Annotated in this window: 16 protein-coding genes, 1 tRNA gene and 2 pseudogenes; 7 read left to right on the top strand and 12 right to left on the bottom strand. The window is 33.8% G+C overall.

Annotated elements, in window-relative coordinates:
• Positions 1-29: 29 nt before the first annotated feature.
• The 10 genes and pseudogenes from htpG to priA form a co-directional block, all read right to left on the bottom strand.
• Positions 30-1934 carry a molecular chaperone HtpG gene (htpG, locus tag wTKK_RS03050; protein ID WP_407511993.1) on the bottom strand — a complete coding sequence of 635 codons (1905 nt, stop codon included), beginning with the start codon at positions 1932-1934 and terminating at the stop codon, positions 30-32.
• Between the two features lie 150 nt (positions 1935-2084).
• On the bottom strand, positions 2085-3287 hold the full coding sequence (locus wTKK_RS03045; RefSeq protein WP_407511991.1) for a P-loop NTPase fold protein: 1203 nt from the start codon (positions 3285-3287) through the stop codon (positions 2085-2087).
• A gap of 464 nt (positions 3288-3751) precedes the next feature.
• Positions 3752-4339, bottom strand: a complete 588-nt coding sequence (gene recR / locus wTKK_RS03040) for a recombination mediator RecR (protein WP_407512227.1) — start codon at positions 4337-4339, stop codon at positions 3752-3754.
• Positions 4340-4478: 139 nt separating this feature from the next.
• Positions 4479-4634, bottom strand: a complete 156-nt coding sequence (locus tag wTKK_RS03035) for a hypothetical protein (protein WP_407511989.1) — start codon at positions 4632-4634, stop codon at positions 4479-4481.
• 39 nt (positions 4635-4673) lie between these two features.
• Positions 4674-5057 carry a hypothetical protein gene (locus wTKK_RS03030; RefSeq protein WP_407511988.1) on the bottom strand — a complete coding sequence of 128 codons (384 nt, stop codon included), beginning with the start codon at positions 5055-5057 and terminating at the stop codon, positions 4674-4676.
• Positions 5058-5168, bottom strand: a pseudogene (locus wTKK_RS03025) (hypothetical protein); the annotation flags it as partial.
• A gap of 1452 nt (positions 5169-6620) precedes the next feature.
• The gene (locus tag wTKK_RS03020; RefSeq protein WP_407511986.1) at positions 6621-6809 is read right to left on the bottom strand and encodes a hypothetical protein; all 189 of its coding nucleotides are present in this window, start codon (positions 6807-6809) and stop codon (positions 6621-6623) included.
• Positions 6810-6873: 64 nt separating this feature from the next.
• Positions 6874-7146 (bottom strand): ankyrin repeat domain-containing protein, encoded by a 273-nt coding sequence (locus wTKK_RS03015; protein ID WP_407511984.1) that lies wholly within the window; start codon positions 7144-7146, stop codon positions 6874-6876.
• A 4-nt stretch (positions 7147-7150) separates the two neighbouring features.
• Positions 7151-7333: a hypothetical protein gene (locus tag wTKK_RS03010; protein WP_407511983.1), complete on the bottom strand. Its 183-nt coding sequence runs from the start codon at positions 7331-7333 to the stop codon at positions 7151-7153.
• Between the two features lie 187 nt (positions 7334-7520).
• Positions 7521-10043: a replication restart helicase PriA gene (priA, locus tag wTKK_RS03005; RefSeq protein WP_407511981.1), complete on the bottom strand. Its 2523-nt coding sequence runs from the start codon at positions 10041-10043 to the stop codon at positions 7521-7523.
• 97 nt (positions 10044-10140) lie between these two features.
• On the opposite strand from priA, the gene wTKK_RS03000 reads away from it, so the two are divergent.
• The 7 genes and pseudogenes from wTKK_RS03000 (at position 10141) to wTKK_RS02970 (ending at position 18688) form a co-directional block, all read left to right on the top strand.
• Positions 10141-11127 carry a hypothetical protein gene (locus wTKK_RS03000; protein WP_407511980.1) on the top strand — a complete coding sequence of 329 codons (987 nt, stop codon included), beginning with the start codon at positions 10141-10143 and terminating at the stop codon, positions 11125-11127.
• 9 nt (positions 11128-11136) lie between these two features.
• Positions 11137-14610, top strand: a complete 3474-nt coding sequence (locus tag wTKK_RS02995; RefSeq protein WP_407511979.1) for an ankyrin repeat domain-containing protein — start codon at positions 11137-11139, stop codon at positions 14608-14610.
• Positions 14611-14981: 371 nt separating this feature from the next.
• Positions 14982-15904, top strand: a pseudogene (locus wTKK_RS06245) (transposase).
• Between the two features lie 249 nt (positions 15905-16153).
• Positions 16154-16244 (top strand) — tRNA-Ser (locus wTKK_RS02985).
• 118 nt (positions 16245-16362) lie between these two features.
• Entirely contained in the window at positions 16363-17490 is a 1128-nt protein-coding gene (locus wTKK_RS02980; protein WP_407511977.1) for a SurA N-terminal domain-containing protein, read from the top strand.
• A gap of 33 nt (positions 17491-17523) precedes the next feature.
• Entirely contained in the window at positions 17524-18153 is a 630-nt protein-coding gene (locus wTKK_RS02975) for a ferredoxin reductase domain-containing protein (protein ID WP_407511976.1), read from the top strand.
• A complete protein-coding gene (locus wTKK_RS02970) occupies positions 18137-18688 on the top strand; it encodes a 5-formyltetrahydrofolate cyclo-ligase (RefSeq protein WP_407511975.1) in 552 nt (183 codons plus the stop codon). The genes wTKK_RS02975 and wTKK_RS02970 overlap by 17 nt, the downstream gene beginning before the upstream one ends.
• A 733-nt stretch (positions 18689-19421) precedes the next feature.
• Here the strand turns inward: wTKK_RS02970 and wTKK_RS02965 are convergent.
• Positions 19422-19937, bottom strand: coding sequence for a hypothetical protein (locus tag wTKK_RS02965; protein WP_407511974.1), 516 nt, complete (start codon positions 19935-19937; stop codon positions 19422-19424).
• A gap of 15 nt (positions 19938-19952) precedes the next feature.
• Positions 19953-20279 carry a hypothetical protein gene (locus wTKK_RS02960; RefSeq protein WP_407511972.1) on the bottom strand — a complete coding sequence of 109 codons (327 nt, stop codon included), beginning with the start codon at positions 20277-20279 and terminating at the stop codon, positions 19953-19955.
• Between the last annotated feature and the right edge of the window lie 91 nt (positions 20280-20370).

The raw sequence follows: 20370 nt of genomic DNA, 5'->3' as shown, positions 1-20370 counted from the left end.
CCCGAACACTAGCCAAGTTAATTATAGCATTAAACAGAAATTTTGCCAAGCAAATTATTGAGTCTTTTAGCAAACAGACTTACGTCTTCCATCTCTTCACCTTCGACTATACAAGCTTGATAGAACAATAAGTAAATCATATCTCCAAGTGTTGGATTTTCACCATTTTCAGCGTGAGATTCCATCATGTTTCTTATCAAAGGATGCTTAATGTTAATTTCAAGTACTTTTGGCGTGCGGTAATTTAGCTGCTTCTGTTCACGTAAAAAACGCTCCATACGAAGATCCATAGTTCCTTCATCAACTGCTAGACACACAGGACTATCGGTTAATTTCTTAGAGATCTTTACACTTTTTACTAAGCTTCCAAGAACCTTGGTGAAGTATTCGAGTATAGAATCCGCGTTTTCTTCGCTTTTGTTTTCATCCGATCTATTTTCTTCATTTTTCTTACCTTCTTCTGAGGAGAATTTTTCTAAATCAACATCAGCACGAGTTACAGATTTAAATTTTTGATCTTTATATTCATGAATCACGCTAGTCCAGAAATCATCAACTGGATCAACAAATAGAAGCACTTCCAATCCTTTGCTGACGAATCCTTCAAGTTGTGGACTGTTTTTTACTGAATCGAGACTATTTCCTGTGAGATAGTAGATATGTTCCTGTTCAGGCTTCATTCTGCTTATATAATCATCAACGCTAACTAGCTTATCATCACTGGTGCTATGAAATCTACAAATGGAAAGCAATGCTTCTCTTTCATCAGTTGGCATAGCTTCGCAAAGACCTTCTTTTAACACCGCACCAAAATTGCCCCAGAATTTTGTATATTCCTCCAAATTATCTTTTGCTTTTTTGCCGAGCTCTGATACCGCGCGTTTAGTTAGGGATTTCCTAATCTGCTCAACAACGCGATTATTCTGCAGTGTTTCTCTGCTGATGTTAAGAGGCAAATCTGGTGAATCAACCACACCCTTCAAGAAACGCAGGTATTGTGGTATAATTTGTACATTATCTTCGGTAATAAACACTTTATTGACATATAACTTTACAGAGCAGCGTCTATCTGGATGAAACAAATCATAAGGCTTGATAGAAGGAACATAAAGCAAATTCGTATATTCTATTGCACCTTCATTTTTATTATGCAGTATCATCCAAGGCTCACCGCCTACGTGCGCAACACCGCGGAAGAAGTCGTTGTGCTCTTCTTGAGTAACGTCATTTTTTGGCTTAGTCCAAATTGCAGCTTTACTATTTAATTTTTCACTTTTCCCTTCTTCATTTACAAATTCAACAGGAAAATTTATGTGATCTGAATAAGTAGTAACAATGTTTTCAATACGGAATTTGTCTAAAAATTCGCTTTCTTCAGGACGAATGATGAGCATAATTTTTGTTCCACGAGAGATCTGACCATCTAACTTGCTGATTGAATACTCTCCATCTCCTTTAGATTTCCATACCCAAGATTCTTCTTCTCCGGCTTTCCTTGACTCTACTATAACTTCTGAGGCAACCATGAAGCTTGAATAAAAACCAACACCAAACTTCCCAATCAGTTCTACAGCTTGGTTTGAATCTTTATTATTCTTAATCGCATCCAAGAATTTTTGCGTACCAGAACTTGCAATCGTGCCAAGATTATCTATTAAATCTTGCCTGTTCATGCCAATTCCATTGTCGGTTATATACAGCTCATTCTTATCTTTACTGGAGCTAATAGTAATCTTCAATTCATCGCTTGAATCTAGTAAATCAGGATTTAATTGCGATTCATAGCGCAATTTATCACATGCATCTGATGCATTTGATATTAACTCACGTAAGAAAATATCCTTATTGGTATAAAGTGAATGAATTACTATATTTAGTACTTTGCCTACTTCAGCGTCAAATTTTAAATCTTCAGTTTCTTGTGTGTTATGCATTTTGAGCTCCATTATTAGCCTGCTACTCTAATGATCTAGGTATTGCACAGCGATCTTTCAAGGTCATATATGCTAAAATTTATGTGAGCCAATTTGTCATACAAGCTGAAATGGTAAGAAGAGGGTTCTGTTCTACAATTCTCTTTATTCTTAGAATAAGATATTTCTTATTTGCTTCAAAGATTTTTGAGTCTTTGATTCTTTTTCTTTAAAAGTAGTCTCAAGAGAAGTTTTAAGATTTTCCCATTCTTCCTGACCGTTTAGAATCAAAGCGCTCTCAATCTTCTCCAGTGCCTTCTGAGGTGATGAATATAATTCCTCATACAAACCAGTGTTTACTGACTTTAGTATTACTAAAAATGTAAATAAATTCGGATCAATTTTCGCATAACATACCTTTATTTTCTTTACGCAGTATTCTATTGCCTGCAATGATAATGAGAATCTTTCTGCATAAAATATAAAGCTATCTATAATTAAGCTCTTTGATTTTTTCGGCAATTCAATATTTTGAAACAGCTTTCTTGTAAATTTCTCTATTGGCTGTTTTGGCAAATGCAAAGAGAGATCAGTAAAAGATTTTAGACTGAAATTTGGTCCAAGTATTGTGCTGATTGCTCTGTGCACGTTACTTTTATCTTGACTAACAGAAATAATGAAAACTAGTCCCTCAACATCAAGCATGTACTTTATGGATTCTAAAAAATCGACAATGAATTTGGTGCGGCATATATCAAGATTATCGACCATTATATAAATGTTTTTACCTTTTCTGATTTTGTTAACCACATCTACTAGTTGTATTTTAAAATCTCTAATGTTCTCTTTTCTCCTTTGGAGAAGATTTAATTCACCCAAGACAAAACCTATGTCTTTCTTATCATCTTCTTTTGCAGCATCGAGAAATACTGAAAGCATAGCGAGTGGAGATTTGCTGATTAGCTTTCCTAATGTATTGAGAGAAAATAGTTCTTGGTTTATGTTTTTGAACTGCTGTATAACGCTTCTTTTTACTTTGTATGACGCAAATAGATCCTCAAACAGGAAATGCAAAAAAGAAGGCAATGGTTGATCTAGCGCACTAATATCCCATGCGCTGTAATAAGCTGCAATTTCATTTTGCTGCTCTAGATCCTTTACCCATTCTTTCAAAAAAAATGTCTTACCCCACTCATTATATCCTTCTAAGGATACGATCGAAAAAGACTGATCAATTGTCTTAATTATATTACTAAATCTACTTGCAACTTGCTTATAGCCTAAGCAATCACCTTCCCATGTTATTACCTTTGGTAGATGTTCCGTTTCTTTTTTTCTGAAGGTTATTAGGGATGTAAGTTTTTTTAAGCACATAAGACTCCTACACTATATTTTACTATAGTATTTTATAAGTTAAGAATCAGTTTACTTAAATAATCCACAATTTTCTATCACTGCAGAAATGGAAAGGTTCTTCTTTGATTTTAAATTTAGGTTCAATATTCATCAGATCTCTTTTTAGTTCATATTTGATTTTAAGTTCAGGCTCAATATTTATCAGATCCTTTTCAACCAGATGATCTTCTATTATATATCAAATTCGTTTACTATCTGCGTATTCTTTGTTAAATAGCGCAATGAAATCAAGAGCGGTTGATCTTGATTTTTTGATTAACCAATTATAAGTATAACGCACTCCATCTAGTGCAAAAGTTAACATAACCCCTCATTTTAAAACACCATGTTTAGACGTATAATATTTTCAATTAGCAAGCAAGTTTCTAGGCTGAAGTGTGTTATAGTATTTTTAAGGTATGTTGCTCGGAAGAAATGGAATATTATTTAATATCCTGTCTTGACGTAAGCGCTATCTTCAGCGTACCTTCATCTAGGTAGTCAATTTCTCCACCTATCGGTATACCACAAGCAAGGCGAGATATTTTTACATTCGAATTCTTTAGCAATTCAATTATATATTGCGCAGTAACTTGGCCTTCTAATGTCGGATTGATTGCAATAATGACCTCTTCAATTTTAAATTCTGTAACTTTTTTGAAAATGTTATCAAGATTCAGTTCTTTTGGACCTATACCATTTATTGCTGATAGCCTTCCACCCAAAACATGATACATACCTGAATATATATTTCCTTTTTCAAATGCCCATAGATCACCCAACTCTTCTACTACACACATTAACTTGCTGTCACGCTTTGGGTTAGTACAAATAGAACACGGTGATTTAGTATCCAGGTTTCCACAGATCTTACATTCTATTATAAGATTCGCTAGCTCTTTAATCAAAGATGCAAGCGGTAGCATAACTTTCTCTTTATTTTGGAGCAAATGTATAACTAACCTTCTTGATGACGATGGCCCTAAACTTGGCAATTTAGAAAAAGCATGAACTAAATTCCTTATATTAATGTTCATTCAGTAAATTCAAGATAGTTCAAAAATGATAACATCAAACCTTTCGTAAAGAAAGTAGTAAGTCTTTATCTTGACTATCTATAGAAAAATTTTTCCACTTCTCTCAGAAACTGTCTTGAAAAAAGTAATTTCATCACAATCTACTGTAACTTAAGTCTGACTCGGGTGTAACTGAAATTATCTCATACATTTGCATAGTTGCCACAGTACCTCTTTTTTTTTGAAAGTGACGCAATTTATTTTTCAACATGTTTCTTTCTTCTGCATAATTGTCTGATTCTTTATTCAAACTAGAATTTTTCTTCATACTTGGAAAGTATTGTATCGATCAAATAATTAAGAATAATATTAGACCTGTAGTTTTGACAAGCAACACAAGAGAATAATATAACATATCTTCGCTCACTTCTTCATTTATTATGTCATGGGAATTTCTATACATTCTAAAACAAGAGCCAAAGGCTGCTAAGCATACACAAGTAAGTTTTGTTTTGCTTAGGATGCACTTAATTCGCGCTAGTTTTTTATTATTATCTTCTAATTTTATACGCAACTCACTAATTTTACTACCATAGTGCTTAATAAACAATTCTATTGCCTCTTGGTTATTAGTATAATTATATGCTTTGTAAGATTCCTTATCTATGAGTTCAGTATCTATATCCTTTGACTTGAGAAGCTCTTTAATTGCTTCATTTTTGTTAAGAAGCACAGCTTCGTGTAGAGGTGTGTACTCATTTTCAACATCTTTTCTTCTGTTAATATTTTTATCAGTTAAGTAGTTAAAAAGAGCTGAAATGCATTCTGAATTATTACCTTCAATAGTCAGAGTAATTACGTCTTTTTCGTCTTTGTTCCTAGTATTAATAACTTTGAAAAGCGGCTTTTCATTCTCTTCCTCATGTTCAAAATATTTGTGCTTTTAAAACTCATTTGCACGGCATGGCTCATTAAGGATACACAAAAGCTTTTCTACAAAATAAGCATGATTTTTTAATAGCCACATGTAAAGGTGTATCCTGATTTTTTTTCATCTTGCAACAATAAGGCATCATACAAACAACCCTCTTTATATAAAATTAATCTCTTGATCAAAAGAGATATCTTCTTCTCCTTCACAGATATTTAGTAGCCGTGACCCTATACTTTCTGTAGTACTGTAATCAATTGCAGAGCTACGTTGCACTTTAGATTGAAAGGGTTGCGTTCATACTATTCCTACCTTTAAACAACCCCGCTATACCTCTAAATATTCCAGCTATACCTGATTCACTCCGAGCAGAACAAGGCGTTTTATCTTGAATGTGAATCTCAATATTTTCATTAGAAAAAGTTCTAAAACATGCGATCTGCCTCTTCTACTGGAAAAAGGCGCCTCATTCTTTTTATCTTTAGCTTTAACACTATTCTCTAGCTTTGCATTCGAAGCACTTATAGAGTTAGCTAAACAATCAAACCCGTATTTTAGATACAAAGTCTTCTGATTGAAAATTTGCTGCAGCGTTTATTTCGCCTTTCATATTTCTTTTTTACAGAAGTTGCATTTCAGGTAGGGTATCTCATCTTTTCAGATGCATGGCTAATGTGAACATATTGAAACCAGCGCTTTCTTTTTTGTCATCCCAGTGTCTAGGCACTGGGATCCAGTTAAATTTATGAGTATAAAAGCAATCAACGTTTCTGATGATTATGAAAAAGCTGGATGCCAGTGTCAAGCACTGGCATGACACCATCTGCTACTCGTTCCCTTCATCGTCCTAAAGCCCTTCCCTGTCATGCCCGTGCCAAATGACACCATTTGTTCCTATGTTTTTGTCTATCATATTTTACCACTCTGCTGAACGGATACAAAAAATTACTTCCGCATGTTTTTATCTCATTATAATTACAATTGGAGATATTTATTGAGCTCACAAATCTATCTCCGTCTGCAGACTTTTTAATTAAACTCATTAAAAATGTAGCGTATATTCTTCAGAGCATGTAAGTGTGCTTAATTTCCGTCGTATGTGCACTGCATTTTTTCTAATCTTTTTTATACAGAGGGATCTTATGTTCATAATTCCAGATACTTGACCTTTAATTTAGCTAATAAAAACCAACTGGTACCTGCGGTTTTTATAGCTACGTTTTCTCAAATAAGTTTTAAATGAATAGATTTCTTGCACAATCAGATGTCATCCCAGTGCTTGACACTGGGATCCAATAAGAAAAATGTGCTGGAACTTTCGAATTCCAGTTATGCAAGAATCTAATGTTAAAAAACTCACAGTTATTATTCATCTTTTAGAATTGCTTCATTTGTATAAGACTTTTTCTGCTTGACAGAAGAGAGTTGAGGGTTAACAGCTTCTTCTATTAATTTAGCCTGTTTATAGTCCTCACTTAAGAAATATATAGCTACTCCAATTGCTATTCCAGCAACAAGAGCAGATACCGCGAGTGCGCATAATATAATAGTCATTGAAGGGACTAAAGCACCACCAACAACGAGTCCAATGCCAAGAAAACGCCAGGTATAATGCCAATCAAACTATTACATCTAGCACTTTCTTTTTTTTCGATTGAGCTTGGTCTTTCATAGATTGAATGAGTGCTTCTCTTGCATTTCCTTGAGCTAAATCTAATGGAATATTACCTTCTTTATTCTTTAACAAAGGATTTGCACCATATTTCAAAAGTGCTTCTATTGCGTCAGTGTTATTACTTATAACAGCTTGGTGTAATAATGTACTTTCACTACTTTGATCTCGAAAATTGATCAATCTGTAGAAATACTGAGGAGTAACAAATCTATTCACCGCTTCATCTAAAATCCTCACGCGTTTTGAAACGGTAATATATCTCCTTCTTCAGACCTTGCGCTATCGTGTTTAATACAGTAATGCAAGATAGGTATACTATCTTTCCTCCTTCCTTATTGATAAGATCACCATTTACAGGGGTTCTATTTGAAATAGCTTGTATGAATAACGTCTTGTTAATCACAATTCGCTATTATAATTAAGATAATCTTGCAATTCTTTGATTTTTCTATTAGCAACAAGTTCAAGTAAAGTCATGTTATCCACCTATTTTATACTAAAAATAAAATTAATTCTAATAAAAGTCAAATTCTTAATTAAAAAATTAATACAATTAATTCTGTGAATGTCAAATAAATTCCGTAATTTTGTTAAAAAAAACTCACAGGATCAACATCTATTGTTACTGTAATGTTTGAACTCGAATTACAGTTTTTAATCCAATGTTTCAGCTTTTTCTTTATGAATAGACTATGTTTAGTATGTATCTTTAGTAACACTCTATAACGATATTTATTGTTTAAAAAATTTATTGCTGCTGGTGATGGACCAAAAATTTCGAGTTCTTCTTTTCTATTCACGCACTGGAATGACAACGCAGAAGGAATAGTAGCTGAACATTGATCATGCAAAAAGCTTGTTATCTCACTTGCTGCTTTCTGCGTTGCAAATTGATCCTTACAACAAACTATAAGCGCTATTAGTCTACTAAATGGGGGCATTTTAGCTTTGCGTCTTGACTCAAGTTCAACTTCATAAAACAAATCCCTTTTTTGCTGCTGCAATGCTTTTATTATCAAACTTTCAGGATTATTAGTTTGCACTATTACCGTTCCTTTTTCGTTGAACCTCCCAGATCTACCCGCAACTTGATGCAATAATTGATACGTCTTTTCTGCTGCCCTAAGATCAGAATTTTCAAGTCCTAAATCTGCATTTATCACTCCAACTAAAGTTAATTTAGGGAAATTATGTCCTTTCGCAATCACTTGTGTACCGATTATAATATTCACCTCTTCCTTGAGCACTGAGTCAATGACGCTACCAAGCGACTTCTGATCGCTGCTGATAATTGCAGTTTTTGCATTTGGTATTAATTTCACTATTTCTTCAACTAATCTTTCAATTCCCACACCATAAAGAATCAATGACTGCTCACTTCGACAATTAGAGCATTTTTCTGGAAGTTTTGATTGATAAGAACAATGGTGACACAAAAGGACGTTCTTTTTCTTGTGGTAAGTAAGCCATACAGTGCAATTTGAGCAGGAAATTTTGTATCCACACTTTTTACAAACTGCAAGTTGTGCGTATCCTCTGCGATTTAGAAAGAGCATAACTTGCTGTTTTTTCTCTATGGTTTGTTTTATTCCTTCGAAAAGCTCATTGGAAATCCATTGCTTATTATTCACTACTTTTATATGCGGTAACTCCGCACCACCGAATCGTTCGATTAGCTTTACATGATTGTAATTCCCTTTTTTAACGTGATAAATTGTTTCAAGTAGCGGAGTGGCGGATGATAAAATAATCGGAATATTTTCGAGCTTGGCTAAGATAATGGCGATATCTCGAGCATTATATATAATCCCCTGTTCTTGTTTAAAGGATGAGTCATGCTCTTCATCGACGATAATTAATTTTAGGTTTTTACAAGGCAAAAAAAGCGCTGACCGTGCCCCAATAATGATCTGCGCACTTCCATTTGCAATACTGAGCCAATTATTTCGGCGAGCTTTTGGAGTAAGTCCTGAATGCCACTCAGCTATATTTCCAGATGTCTGACTGCGAACGCGATTTACCAATTGTGAAGTTAGGACAATTTCAGGTAAGAGGATTAGCACTTGTGCATTACCTTCTTCTGGTGTCATTCCAGTGTGTAACCTTTTGGTGTTTGAACATTTGCAGGTAGTTTTAGTAGTAGATGATATCATTCCAGTGCTTGACACTGGAATCCAGTCTTTATCGTACAACTGCTTAGTGTACTGATTTGAAATTAAGTTTTCTGGATCCCAGTGTCGGGGCACTGGGATGACATCCTTGTTGGTAAAAATTACTCTTATATTGTAACATTCGTCTAGTTGCGTATTGAACGCTGGAATGACATAACGTTTATTTTTGAAAGTAAATTGCATAGCAAATGGTGTCATTCCAGTACTTGGCAAAAGCAGTATGCTAAATGTTACAGAGGGTTTTGCCTTAAATGCAAAGGTGTCATTCCAGTGCTTGACACTAAAATCCAGGAATTTTGATTCTAAGTTGGGTGTTGGTCTTAAATTAAAATAAACATTTGTGATGAGATTATATGAAAAACTCGATCCCAGTGTCTGAGCACTGGGATGACACCTTACTCGTAGACCCAAATCACAATGTTCGTAAATGCTATGATTCTTAATCAACTGTGCAATTACAGAGAGATAAACTTCCGTTTTTCCAGACCCGGTTTCACCGTCAAGTAAAGTTACTGAATACTCATTCAAATTACTTATTATTTTATCTCGAGCTGCTTGCTGCTCAGGGTTTAATTGGTAATCTATTTCACTTATTTCCTGCTTTTGCTTAGTGCAAACTAACTTATCTATTTGATTTACCTTTAATACTCCTCCCATTATCACTTTGGCAAGCATACCAATAGGTATTACATTATATTGCGCAACCCACTCTGCAAATTCGATCAGTTTTGGTCTGATGCTTGGCAAATCGACCTTTTGTTCAATAAATTTTAATTCTCGACCGCTTTTGCTATTTTCTCTCCAAACTATTCCGATCAAAGGCTTTCTGCCAAACGGCACCACTACGTAATCTCCAATTGAAACTTCAGTATCTTCCTCAACTGCATATGAAAATAGCTGATCAATTGGAAGTGGCAGTAATACGTCAACTGTTCTTGTCATAAGTTAGCGCTGTTTTTAGATACATAGAGAAGCCTTAATGCTTTTTTCATAGTACACATTTATAATCATAAATACTGGAAATGTTAGGAAATTCTGTATGTTTAGCGATAAAATAGTCCTAGACTTTGAAGTAGAAAAAGGTGACCGAATAGATCGGTGTTACTTTTCTACACGTGCCAAACTTACAGATAAGAGCAAAAATCTTTTGCGTAAAAAGCTTGGAAGTACAATTCAGCTTGATAATCTAGATAATTACTTTGATCTGAGTCCTGAAAATTTTTACATTTATTACAACAAATATAGTGGTCACTATGGTATAAATGAGCTACATGTCAGAGATGATAATGGTAGATATTTAGCTACTAAACTTCCACTTGATCAGAGCGGATTTTCGATAGAGTTATCATTCGACGAGGTGAATTATGGTTTTTATCCTCTGTATGCAATCTATAATCCCACTCAATATGATAAAAAGCAGGAAAAGAGCTTTGAAGATACTGGTGAATTGCAGCCGTTTGTGTCAAGTGTATTGGATTACTTTCTAAATGGCTTCACCATTCAAGATATGTTTTTGCAAATACAAAATGAGCTTGTTGAAAAAGAAACAAAATTAGAAGAAGACAGAAGAAAAGCAGAGGAAGAATTAAATCAAGAGAATGAAAAGTTAAGAGAACTCATAGAAAATGATGAGATTAAAGTACTTAAAGTAATAAAAGGCCATAGTACTGAAAATGGACGTTCAGCAGCAATTCTACAGCTTAATGGTGATCTTGATGCAAGTAAATACTACATAGCAGAGTACGAAAGCAATGAATACTTACATTGCACGAGCTCTGGTTATGACGTACTGCTTGACCAGAGCGATTTATTTTTTGTTCTGAATAGCAGCTCTTATCTTGAACTTGAAAGTGGGTTCTACTCAATCCCTGAATTTAATTCTATAAGCTATGCTAAATATCTCAATACTAAGAATCGGCTTTTCAGCGATGATCAACTGTCTCAGCAGTTGTGCAAAAATAAGGTAAAGGCTGAATCTAAAGTTAACGCATTTTTCTCAAGACTTATTTATAGTGAAAATTTTTAAGAGGTGAATATGAAATTTAAAACAAATTCTGAATGTGATAAATCACAAACGTTGATTAAAAAGTTATTTCCAAATAAGGAAAGTATAGTAATAAACGATCAGCTTACGATAGAAGTGAAATATGGTGGATTGGCTGGTTATACCCCTGAGTATATAAAACAAACTGTACAAGATGCTTACGGAGCCTGGTCTGATAATTTCTATTCACAAAAAAGCGTTCATTCTGGTCCAGTAAAATTGCAGCTTTATGTGCTGAAAAATTACGATGATTACAAGGCTCACATAAAGGAACTTTCAGGTGGTAAAGACCATAGAGAATTATGGGGTGGTGGAACAGTGAGAGCACACGAAGCTGACGGCACGATAGCAAAGACTTTTATTGTTGGAGATGTAAATGGCTTACTTTGTGCAAAATCTAAAATTTTAATGGAAAAAATGAGCGATGCATTTCTTGAGTACTCTACCGGTAATATGGATACAGTACCTGAAGTTTTACGTACCGGTATGAAGCTTTTCATGTGGAGCTATGATGCGGCTAAAAAAGAAAGCACTCGCGATATGCATTATATAAAAGAAGCGTACAATAAAATGAATGAATCTGGGCATGATACACCATATAAAATAGCAAGTATGTCTAACGACTGTAGAATATCAGATTGCTTAGTGACATTCCTACAAGAAAAACATCCTCAATTCATAAAGCAATTGCTTACTGAGATGTCTTTCGATAGAGCAGAAGCGATATCAAAATTCAAGCATCTTTTGAATAACTCAGAAGTTGAAAAAGAATTTAAGCAGTGGATGGATGTAAAAAGTGGCGATAAAATTGTGGCAGATCTTGTGCCAGATAATGAAGTTATGACTTTCGGCGAACACAAGCTTCAAATAAATATAAAATATGATGATGAGGAATTAACTCAGAGCAAATTGAGTAGTGTAAAAAATGCCATCGAGAGTACTATAAAAGATTTTGATTCAGCATTTGGCATTAATAATTCTCATCCTTGGCACAACATACCAAATAAAGTTAATGTTTTCGTATTTAATACAAAGAGTGACTACGAAAATTATCTTAAGGAGTTGAGCGTTAACTATAAAGGCGCTTCTGGCTTAACAGTTCAAGGGCGTGGCTCAGAAATTCATGTTTATTTTTATCTACAAGAACAATTTGATGACTCGTGTAAAACTTTGAAACACGAATTGGGACACGCCTTAACTATCATTAATTCCTATTATGGTACAGGTGATGTCTTATCTAAGGCTATGCATGAAGGGGTTGCTAACTATATGGCAAGTTTAGAAGATGGTCGGCATGTCAATGACCAGGGAGATAAAGAGGCCTTGATTGCAATAGAGAGTAAAGGTCTCAAACCAGATGAAATATTGCGCAATAATATTTGGAGTAATAAAGGGGAACATTATCATTCGGATGCTGAACAAGTGATCAAATTTCTTGAAGATAAACACCCAGATATGATTGATAATTTGCTCAAGATCCTTTCTAAATCTGGTGCAAATAGGTCTCAAGGTAATAAATCATTTGAGGATTTTTTGACTGAGCTAAAAGGTTATACTCAGGAATTTAAACAGTGGGTCAAAGCTGAACTGAGTGGTGAACAACATATGGAATATAATGTTGTTGAATCTAACAGTGTTGAAAGTTCAACAAGCCAACAAAGTGCAGGTAAGGGTCTATACGGTTATAGCCTAGTACATAATGTAAGTGGTGATAAAACCAAGATAGAATCTAAATCAAGTGTCAGTAGAGAAGATTCTATGCAACCTGCTAAAAAAGCGAGTGAAGACGAACAAGGAAAAGCTGTTACAACAAAAATTATAAAGTATAATAAACAGCCTTTCTTAAAGGCAAATATTGATGACAATAATGTAGAAAATACTATAGGAAAAGTAAACGAGATAAATAAGGTAACAGGTGAGACTAGTTTACATTTTACTGCTTCATTGGGAGATTTAAGCAAAGTAGCAACGCTACTAAAACACAGTTCATATATTGATACAAGAGACCATAATGGACAAACGCCACTACATTATGCTATTCAGTCAGGAAATACGGAAGTAGCAAAATATCTTATTGATCATGGAGCAAATCTTAATGTTCATGACAATTATTATCAGAAAACTAATACTAAATATGTGTATTATAAGACACCTTTACACTATGCTATTGAGTCTGGAAATATGGAGATAGCTAAATACTTAATAGATCGTGGTGCAAATCCTAATATTCAAGATGCTTATTCCAAAACGCCATTATACAGTGCTATTTATTCAGGTAATACAGAAATAGTGAAGTATCTATTAGATCATAACGCAGATCCTAATAGCAAAAGTTATTATACTTTTCCGTTACTTGCTGCTATTAAGCTAGGGAATGCGGAAATAGTTAAGAGTTTAATTGAGCATGGCGCAGATCTTGGTATCAAAAACACGTCAGCTCAAACACTGCTGCACTATGCAATTGAGCTAAAACAGACGGAAATTGCTAAATACTTAATAGATCGTGGTATAGATGTTGATACCCGTGATATTAGCTCTGGTAAATCTCCACTACATTTTGCGATGCACATGAAAAATATGGAAGTAGTTAGATATCTCATAGAGCATAGTGCGGATATTGATATTCAGGATAGCTACGGCTTAACACCTTTGCATCTTGCTGTTGATCTTGGGAATAAGAAGATGATAGAGCAGTTAGTTGAAAAAGGTGCGAATATTAATGCTCAGGATAATGATGGTTGGACACCTTTAGTTCATGCAGTGAGGCATGGAAAGTTAGATACAATAGAATATCTAATAAAAAACAAAGCTGACGTTGACGTTGTAGGTAAAGATGGCAGGAAACTTGTTGAACATGCTGAGTTATGGGCAGAAGAGAAAGGACTAGCAAGAGATGTAATAGATAGCAAAGGCGATAATGATTCTTATTATCGTGAGCTTTCAAAAGAAGCTGCAACTTGGGAAAAAGCTGGAAAGGATATGCTTAGCTATCTCAAAAAAATTACTATGCAAGAAGAAGATTCTAACGATATAGACCAAATGCCAGCAGATCAACCTGCAAGTGAAGAAAGGAGTAAAAGATCGATAAGAGGAGACGAAGAGAAGCAAGAGGAAACAATTGTTATAGATAATGTAAAAGAAGAATCACAGCATCCTTTAAAAATCAAAGTGGGTGAGGCTGTTGAAATAGGGAAATATAAGGTAGAACTGCAAGTTACGTATGATGATGTAAGAAATTTTTATGACACTATACGTGGTAAATATCATGATGGTAGTGGATACAATTATGAGCAAGTAATGGTTTTGTACAATGAAATTGTTAGGCCAGCATCACAGCATCATGATGAACCATTTACTCTTGCTGAGTCCTATATTGCAGATGGGCATCTATTTATTAAAAATCAAGATTTTGGAATTTTGAATGATTTTAATGAGATGTTCTATAAAAGTGATGAGTTTATGTAACATAAAAGGTGGATGAGAATTAATTGATATAAGGAATTAGATCTTCTATTTTCATTCCAGCGTTTCCTTTTCCTGTCATCCCAGTGCCCCGACACTGGGATCCAGTGTTCATATAATCTCATCACAAACTTTTATTTTAATTTAAGACCAATACCTAATTTAGAATCAAAATTCCTGGATTCCAGTATCAAGTACTAGAATGAAATCATCTACTATTCAACTTGCTTTCAAAAATAAATGTTCCAATATTTCCTCTCCTCTCATCCCAGTGCGTGACACTGGGATGGCTTTGTTGCATAGCAACTGAAAAAAAATCTGGTGGCTACTGACAAAATTCATTATAAAACAGCCATTTAATTGTTGAAGAAAATATGCCACAGAAAATGAAAGTCAGTAACCAAAATGGGTATAACAAATTCCTTGAAAAAGGGGGAATATTTTTCGTTACATCGGTGAAGCTATCAAAAATTGGTATGAAAACAGTCCAAAAATGCAGGGCGGCAACTATATTTATAGTGATAAAGTTGTGATTTTGGTGTGTATAATCGTTAACCTTTTTAGAATTGGTTTAAGACAAACGGTAGGGTTTGTAAAAGGATATCTGCAACAAATAGGAAAAAATTTGGCAGTTATCAGCTATTCACAAGCATCAAAAAAAAACTTAATATTAAGATAAATGATTGCAGGATTGATAAAAGCAACATAGAAAACATTGAAATTATCATAGATAGTACAAATTTACAGTAACACTCCTGGCCACAGTAAGGAAAACAGTGCAGATAGAAAGTACCGAAGCTATGAGCAAGTAAGAAAGTTACATGTTATGTTAAGTGTGAATAGTAAAAAAGCTATAGCTGCAAGATACAGTAATGGCGTCTGCTCTGACCACTATGGAGCTTGCTTGAAGAAGTTAATTTTCAGCACAAAATAAAAGCATTATATGCAGATAGGGCATACGATAGGCAAAAACTTTATAAATTGTGTAAGAAATACGATATAAAGACAAAAGTTCTACCAAAAAAGGATGCAGCAGAACATTCAAATAGATTATATGTCTGACAGAAATCCTGCTATTAGGTAAAAAAATTATATGGACAAGATGGTGTAAAAGAGTGGAAAAAGGAAGCAATTTATGGAAGAAGATCTTACATAGAAGGATTTTTCTCAAGGTTGAAGCAAGTATTTGTGTAGGAATAAATCTGAAGTAAACCGTGAAAAAGAATTACTAATTAAGTGCTATTTGCTCAACAAATTCACTGATATTGGTATGGCTAAATTTGAAATCATTACATAAATTTTTCGTAAACCATCACTGCTTAAGGTGCTATGCAACAAAGCCCACTGGAATCGAGTCCTTTCGCACAAAAAACGTTGTAAAGTGTTTACCAACTTAGTTGGATCCCAGTGTCAGCTACTCTGATGACAAGAAAGGGGGTACAGGTTTCAATATTTGCATGCATCTGAACAGATACAAATATTGCAATTAAAAGCATTAGACAGGCAGTAAAGGTCTTGATATTATATAATATTAGGTTCTAAACTTGGAAGGGTGGCCGAGCGGCTGAAGGCGGCGGTTTGCTAAACCGTTATACGATTGAAAAGTCGTATCGAGGGTTCGAATCCCTCTCCTTCCGTGTATTATTGTTTAGGTACTCATTACAGTAATTTCAGCCTCTTTTCTAATTATTAAAAAGTTAGCTAGCGTTTATTCAGTATTTATTATAGAATTAGTTATTAGCTAAATAATTTTATATGCATAAAATGCTAATTTTGATATTAATAATGCTGCCGCTTAGGTTACTTGCAACTGAGATTGAAATTGTTGCAGATGTAAATGGTGAGCCAATTTCAAATTTAGATATCGAAAGACGTATCAACTTCATAAATTCATTGCTTGGCACTCAGAAGATTAATCAAAAAGAGGTAAAATCTCAAATTCTAAGACAGTTAATAGACGAAATTATCATTGTCAGCGAAGCACAAAAGATGAATATAGAATTGAGTAACGAGGAGTTAAATAATGCTGTCACGTTATTCTTAACTCAAAGTTTAAAACTTGGGGCTGATGAAGTTGATCAATACGTAAAAAAGCATAACATAGATCTCAATACTCTAAAAAAACAAGTAAAGTGTCAGCTACTGTGGAACAAGATTATTGAAGTAGGAATTGTGCCACTTGTCAACATCAGCGATAAAGAAGTGGATGATGTAAGAAAACAAAAAGAGAAACCTGACTACCTTATTACATTTCAGGAGTTTGTAATTCCTGATCAGAAGATGGCTGAAGATTTAATAAAACAATTATGTACCAGTAATAATCCAGAATCTTCAATAAAGATGCGCAAAGCAACCGTTAATTTAAGTCAGATAAAAGGTAACCTCAAGGACGTTTTGGAAAGATCAGAAATCAATGACGTAGCAGGTCCGATTAGTTTAAGCGAAGGTTACTCTGTTATAAAAGTCATAGATAAGGTACAGCTCAATCATACACTGCTGGAAAGTATTTTAAAAGTAAAACAAGTTGTGGTTAAAGATTCAGAAAATTTACTCTCTAATTTTAAGGAGCAAAAGGTCAATTGTTTAAATTTTGACAAGTTAGCAGATGATTTCAAGTTGCCAAGCGCAAAAGAGTTTGAAATAAAAATGCGAAATTTAAATCCTGATTTACAGATTTTATTTAGTAAAACAAATATGAATGAAATAGTAGAATTAAGAGAAAATAGCACTGCAAAGTTGATGATGTTATGCGATATCAAAAATAATGCAATGGATATAGAAGCAATCAAACAGGAAATGTATCAACAAAAGATTATGATACAAAGCAGCCTATTATTGGATAATATACGTAAAAATGCAGCTGTTAGTTATCAGTTTAATTGAAGTTAGAGAGGTTTTCTACTCCATAAAAAGTTTATGAAGAATATAATGCTCATTGGCGGTGGAGTTGGAAATGCAGTGTTATTTTCAATAGGGAAGGCATGTCTTGAAAACAATCATAAGGTTTTATATTTCGCTGGCTATAAAAAATTAAGTGATGTATTTAAACGAGCACTGATAGAACGTGCATCAAGTACAGTAATTTGGGCATGTGAAGAAGGATTGATAGAAACAAGCAGAGAACAGGATAAATCCTTTCATGGTAATATAGTTGATGCAATAATCTCATATCAGCAAGGAAAGTTAGGTAAAATTACTATTAGTTTAAACACTATAGATAAAATCATCACTATTGGTTCTGATAAAATGATGAAAGCTATAAATGAAGCTAGAAAAACAATTTTAAAGCTATATCTGAAACCAAAACACATAGCAATATCATCAGTTAACTCTCCTATGCAGTGCATGATGAAAGAAATCTGCGCTCAATGTATTCAGCAACACATAAATAAGGAAACAAGAGAAATAAGTTTTGTTTATAGTTGCAGCAATCAAGACCAGGATATGGAGCTTATTGACTTTGATTTTTTAAGTGAGCGCTTGAAGCAAAATAGTTTACAAGAAAAGCTCACTACAAAATGGATAGAACATGTTCAAAGACAGTAAACAGAACAAAGAGGAACTAAGGAAGCAATATAGAACCATAAGAAAAGATGTTGATGAAAGTTATTCTAGTTATGCAGCAAATTCTCTTATTAATCTCTTTAACAAAAACTTAAGTTGCGTTAAAGGTAAAACAATAGCAGCGTACATTCCAACAGACGGAGAAATTAATGTTGTGCCTTTGATGCATCATTTACTCGATTTAGGATATAAAGTAGCAATTCCTAATAAAAATAAGTTATTAAAATTTGAGGAATGGAATAAAGCAGATGAAGATATAATTCCCGACACAATCATTACTCCTGTTATTGCTTTTGATGATCATTTTAATAGGTTAGGTTTTGGCGGTAGTTGGTATGATGAAATGATAAAAAAATCACGGCCACTTGGAAAAATATTTATAGGTGTAGCCTATGAGAAGCAATATTGTAAAAATTTACCTGTAGAAAAACATGATCAAAAATTGGATATTATAATCACTGAGATATGTGTTAGATTTGAAAGTGAATTGCTCAAGAAGGAGGATAGAAAGGAGTAGCATAGTCTCCCTCTTTCTGATAGTCATTGCTTATCTGTTCAGATACATGGAAATATTGAAACCTGTACTCCCTTTCTTGTCATCAGAGTAGCTGACACTGGGACCCAACTAAGTTGGTAAACACTTTACAACGTTTTTTGCACAAAAGTACTGGATTCTAGAGTAACGTGCTAGAATGACATCAACTTTTGAATTCCAGTCATGCAAGAAATCTATTCATTTGAAACTTGTTTGAGAAACGTAGCTATAAAAACCGCAGGTAACAGTTGGTTTTTATTAGCTAAAGTAAAAGTCAAATATCTGGAATTATGGACATAAAATCCCCCTGTAAAAAAGATTAGAAAAAAAATGCAGCGCACATATGACAGAAATTAAGTATACACTGAAGAGGATACGCTACATTTTTTTTGAGTTTAATAAAAAGGTCTGCAGACAAAGATAGATTTTTGAGCTCTAAAAATATCTATGATCGTTATTATAATCAGATTTAAAATATGCGGAAGTAATTTTTTTTTGTGTCTACTTAGCAGGGTGGCAAAATAAGATAGACAGATACATTTTTACATCAAAACGCTCTCCAAATGTATCAATTCTATTTTGTAATGTTGTTTCCATCAACTTGTTCAGAATTTGACTCTTTCACTTTAGAACTTGGCTTCATTTCTTTAGCTTTATTATTCATCTCTTGTATAAAATCTTCTACTGCTTTTCTATCTGCAGTAATTGCAGCTTTTCATTTGTCCATAGAATCCTCAAGTGCTTTCTCATCACTCTCATGAGTACTGAGGCCCTTTTCCAGAAGTCTACTCATATCATCTTTTGAAAAATTTTGAATGGTTCGATCTTTTACTAATTCCTTTATTGCCATTAATTGCTCTTTGTTTTGAAGCATTTCTATTATTTTTACTTTATGATCAAGAATTGTTCTTTCTTCTTCATTAGCTTTGTGACCCTGTTTTGTTAAATTGCTTATTAACTTTCCGAAATTATTCTCTCTTGCTTGAATCGTAGTTAATTTATCGATCACATCTTTCACAAAACTTTTCACTGCTTTTCCTGCTTCAATCGCTCCTTCTTTTATCTCACCTCTATGCTGATATATAGCATAACCAATAGCAGCTATAGCAACTAGTGCTACAAACCCTACAAATGCTGCTCCACCAACAATTAATGCACCGGTCACTCCTCCTACTGTTAATAAATCTGCTAGTGCATCTGTCAGTGTTGTCACTGCTGCTCCACTTATCAATCCTTGAGCTAACAGTTAATTGCCTAAAGTTTCAAGCTCTTTCTCCATGCCTTCTACTTTATTTACTTGTTCCAAATTTTTTTTTGATTCAACTTTGTTTTTCTCAAAATCTTCCAATATAAGACTTATTACATCCCCAAAAAAATCTTTATTTTCCATCAGAAATTTAGACATATCATTGATAGTTGATTCATCAGAATTTTTACCTTTCTTTTCAAATTTATGTAGTACTGATAGATCTTGCAATTTTCGTAACAAATCTTCTTTTCCACTCATATATTTTACTATACTTTCAATGAACTTATCCGAATTGGTTAGGCTTGCTGTACCGCCTTGTACCATATTTAACTCCCATCAATTATAAATATGCCTAATTATATATATATTAATTATATTATAATTAATATATATAATTACTCCTTTCCAAATATGG

The sequence above is a fragment of the Wolbachia endosymbiont of Trichogramma kaykai genome (assembly GCF_045765165.1).
Classification (GTDB): domain Bacteria; phylum Pseudomonadota; class Alphaproteobacteria; order Rickettsiales; family Anaplasmataceae; genus Wolbachia.
Note: the sequence above shows the minus strand (reverse complement) of the source record. Positions and strands in the feature narration are given on the sequence as shown.

Coding starts and splice junctions, on each gene's coding strand:
- wTKK_RS02975 (WP_407511976.1), top strand. CDS start 17,524: ATGAAGAATATAATGCTCATTGGCGGTGGAGTTGGAAATGCAGTGTTA.
- wTKK_RS03045 (WP_407511991.1), bottom strand. CDS start 3,287: ATGTGCTTAAAAAAACTTACATCCCTAATAACCTTCAGAAAAAAAGAA.
- htpG (WP_407511993.1), bottom strand. CDS start 1,934: ATGCATAACACACAAGAAACTGAAGATTTAAAATTTGACGCTGAAGTA.
- wTKK_RS02980 (WP_407511977.1), top strand. CDS start 16,363: ATGCATAAAATGCTAATTTTGATATTAATAATGCTGCCGCTTAGGTTA.
- wTKK_RS02960 (WP_407511972.1), bottom strand. CDS start 20,279: ATGGTACAAGGCGGTACAGCAAGCCTAACCAATTCGGATAAGTTCATT.
- wTKK_RS02995 (WP_407511979.1), top strand. CDS start 11,137: ATGAAATTTAAAACAAATTCTGAATGTGATAAATCACAAACGTTGATT.
- wTKK_RS03000 (WP_407511980.1), top strand. CDS start 10,141: ATGTTTAGCGATAAAATAGTCCTAGACTTTGAAGTAGAAAAAGGTGAC.
- priA (WP_407511981.1), bottom strand. CDS start 10,043: ATGACAAGAACAGTTGACGTATTACTGCCACTTCCAATTGATCAGCTA.
- wTKK_RS02970 (WP_407511975.1), top strand. CDS start 18,137: ATGTTCAAAGACAGTAAACAGAACAAAGAGGAACTAAGGAAGCAATAT.
- wTKK_RS03020 (WP_407511986.1), bottom strand. CDS start 6,809: ATGACTATTATATTATGCGCACTCGCGGTATCTGCTCTTGTTGCTGGA.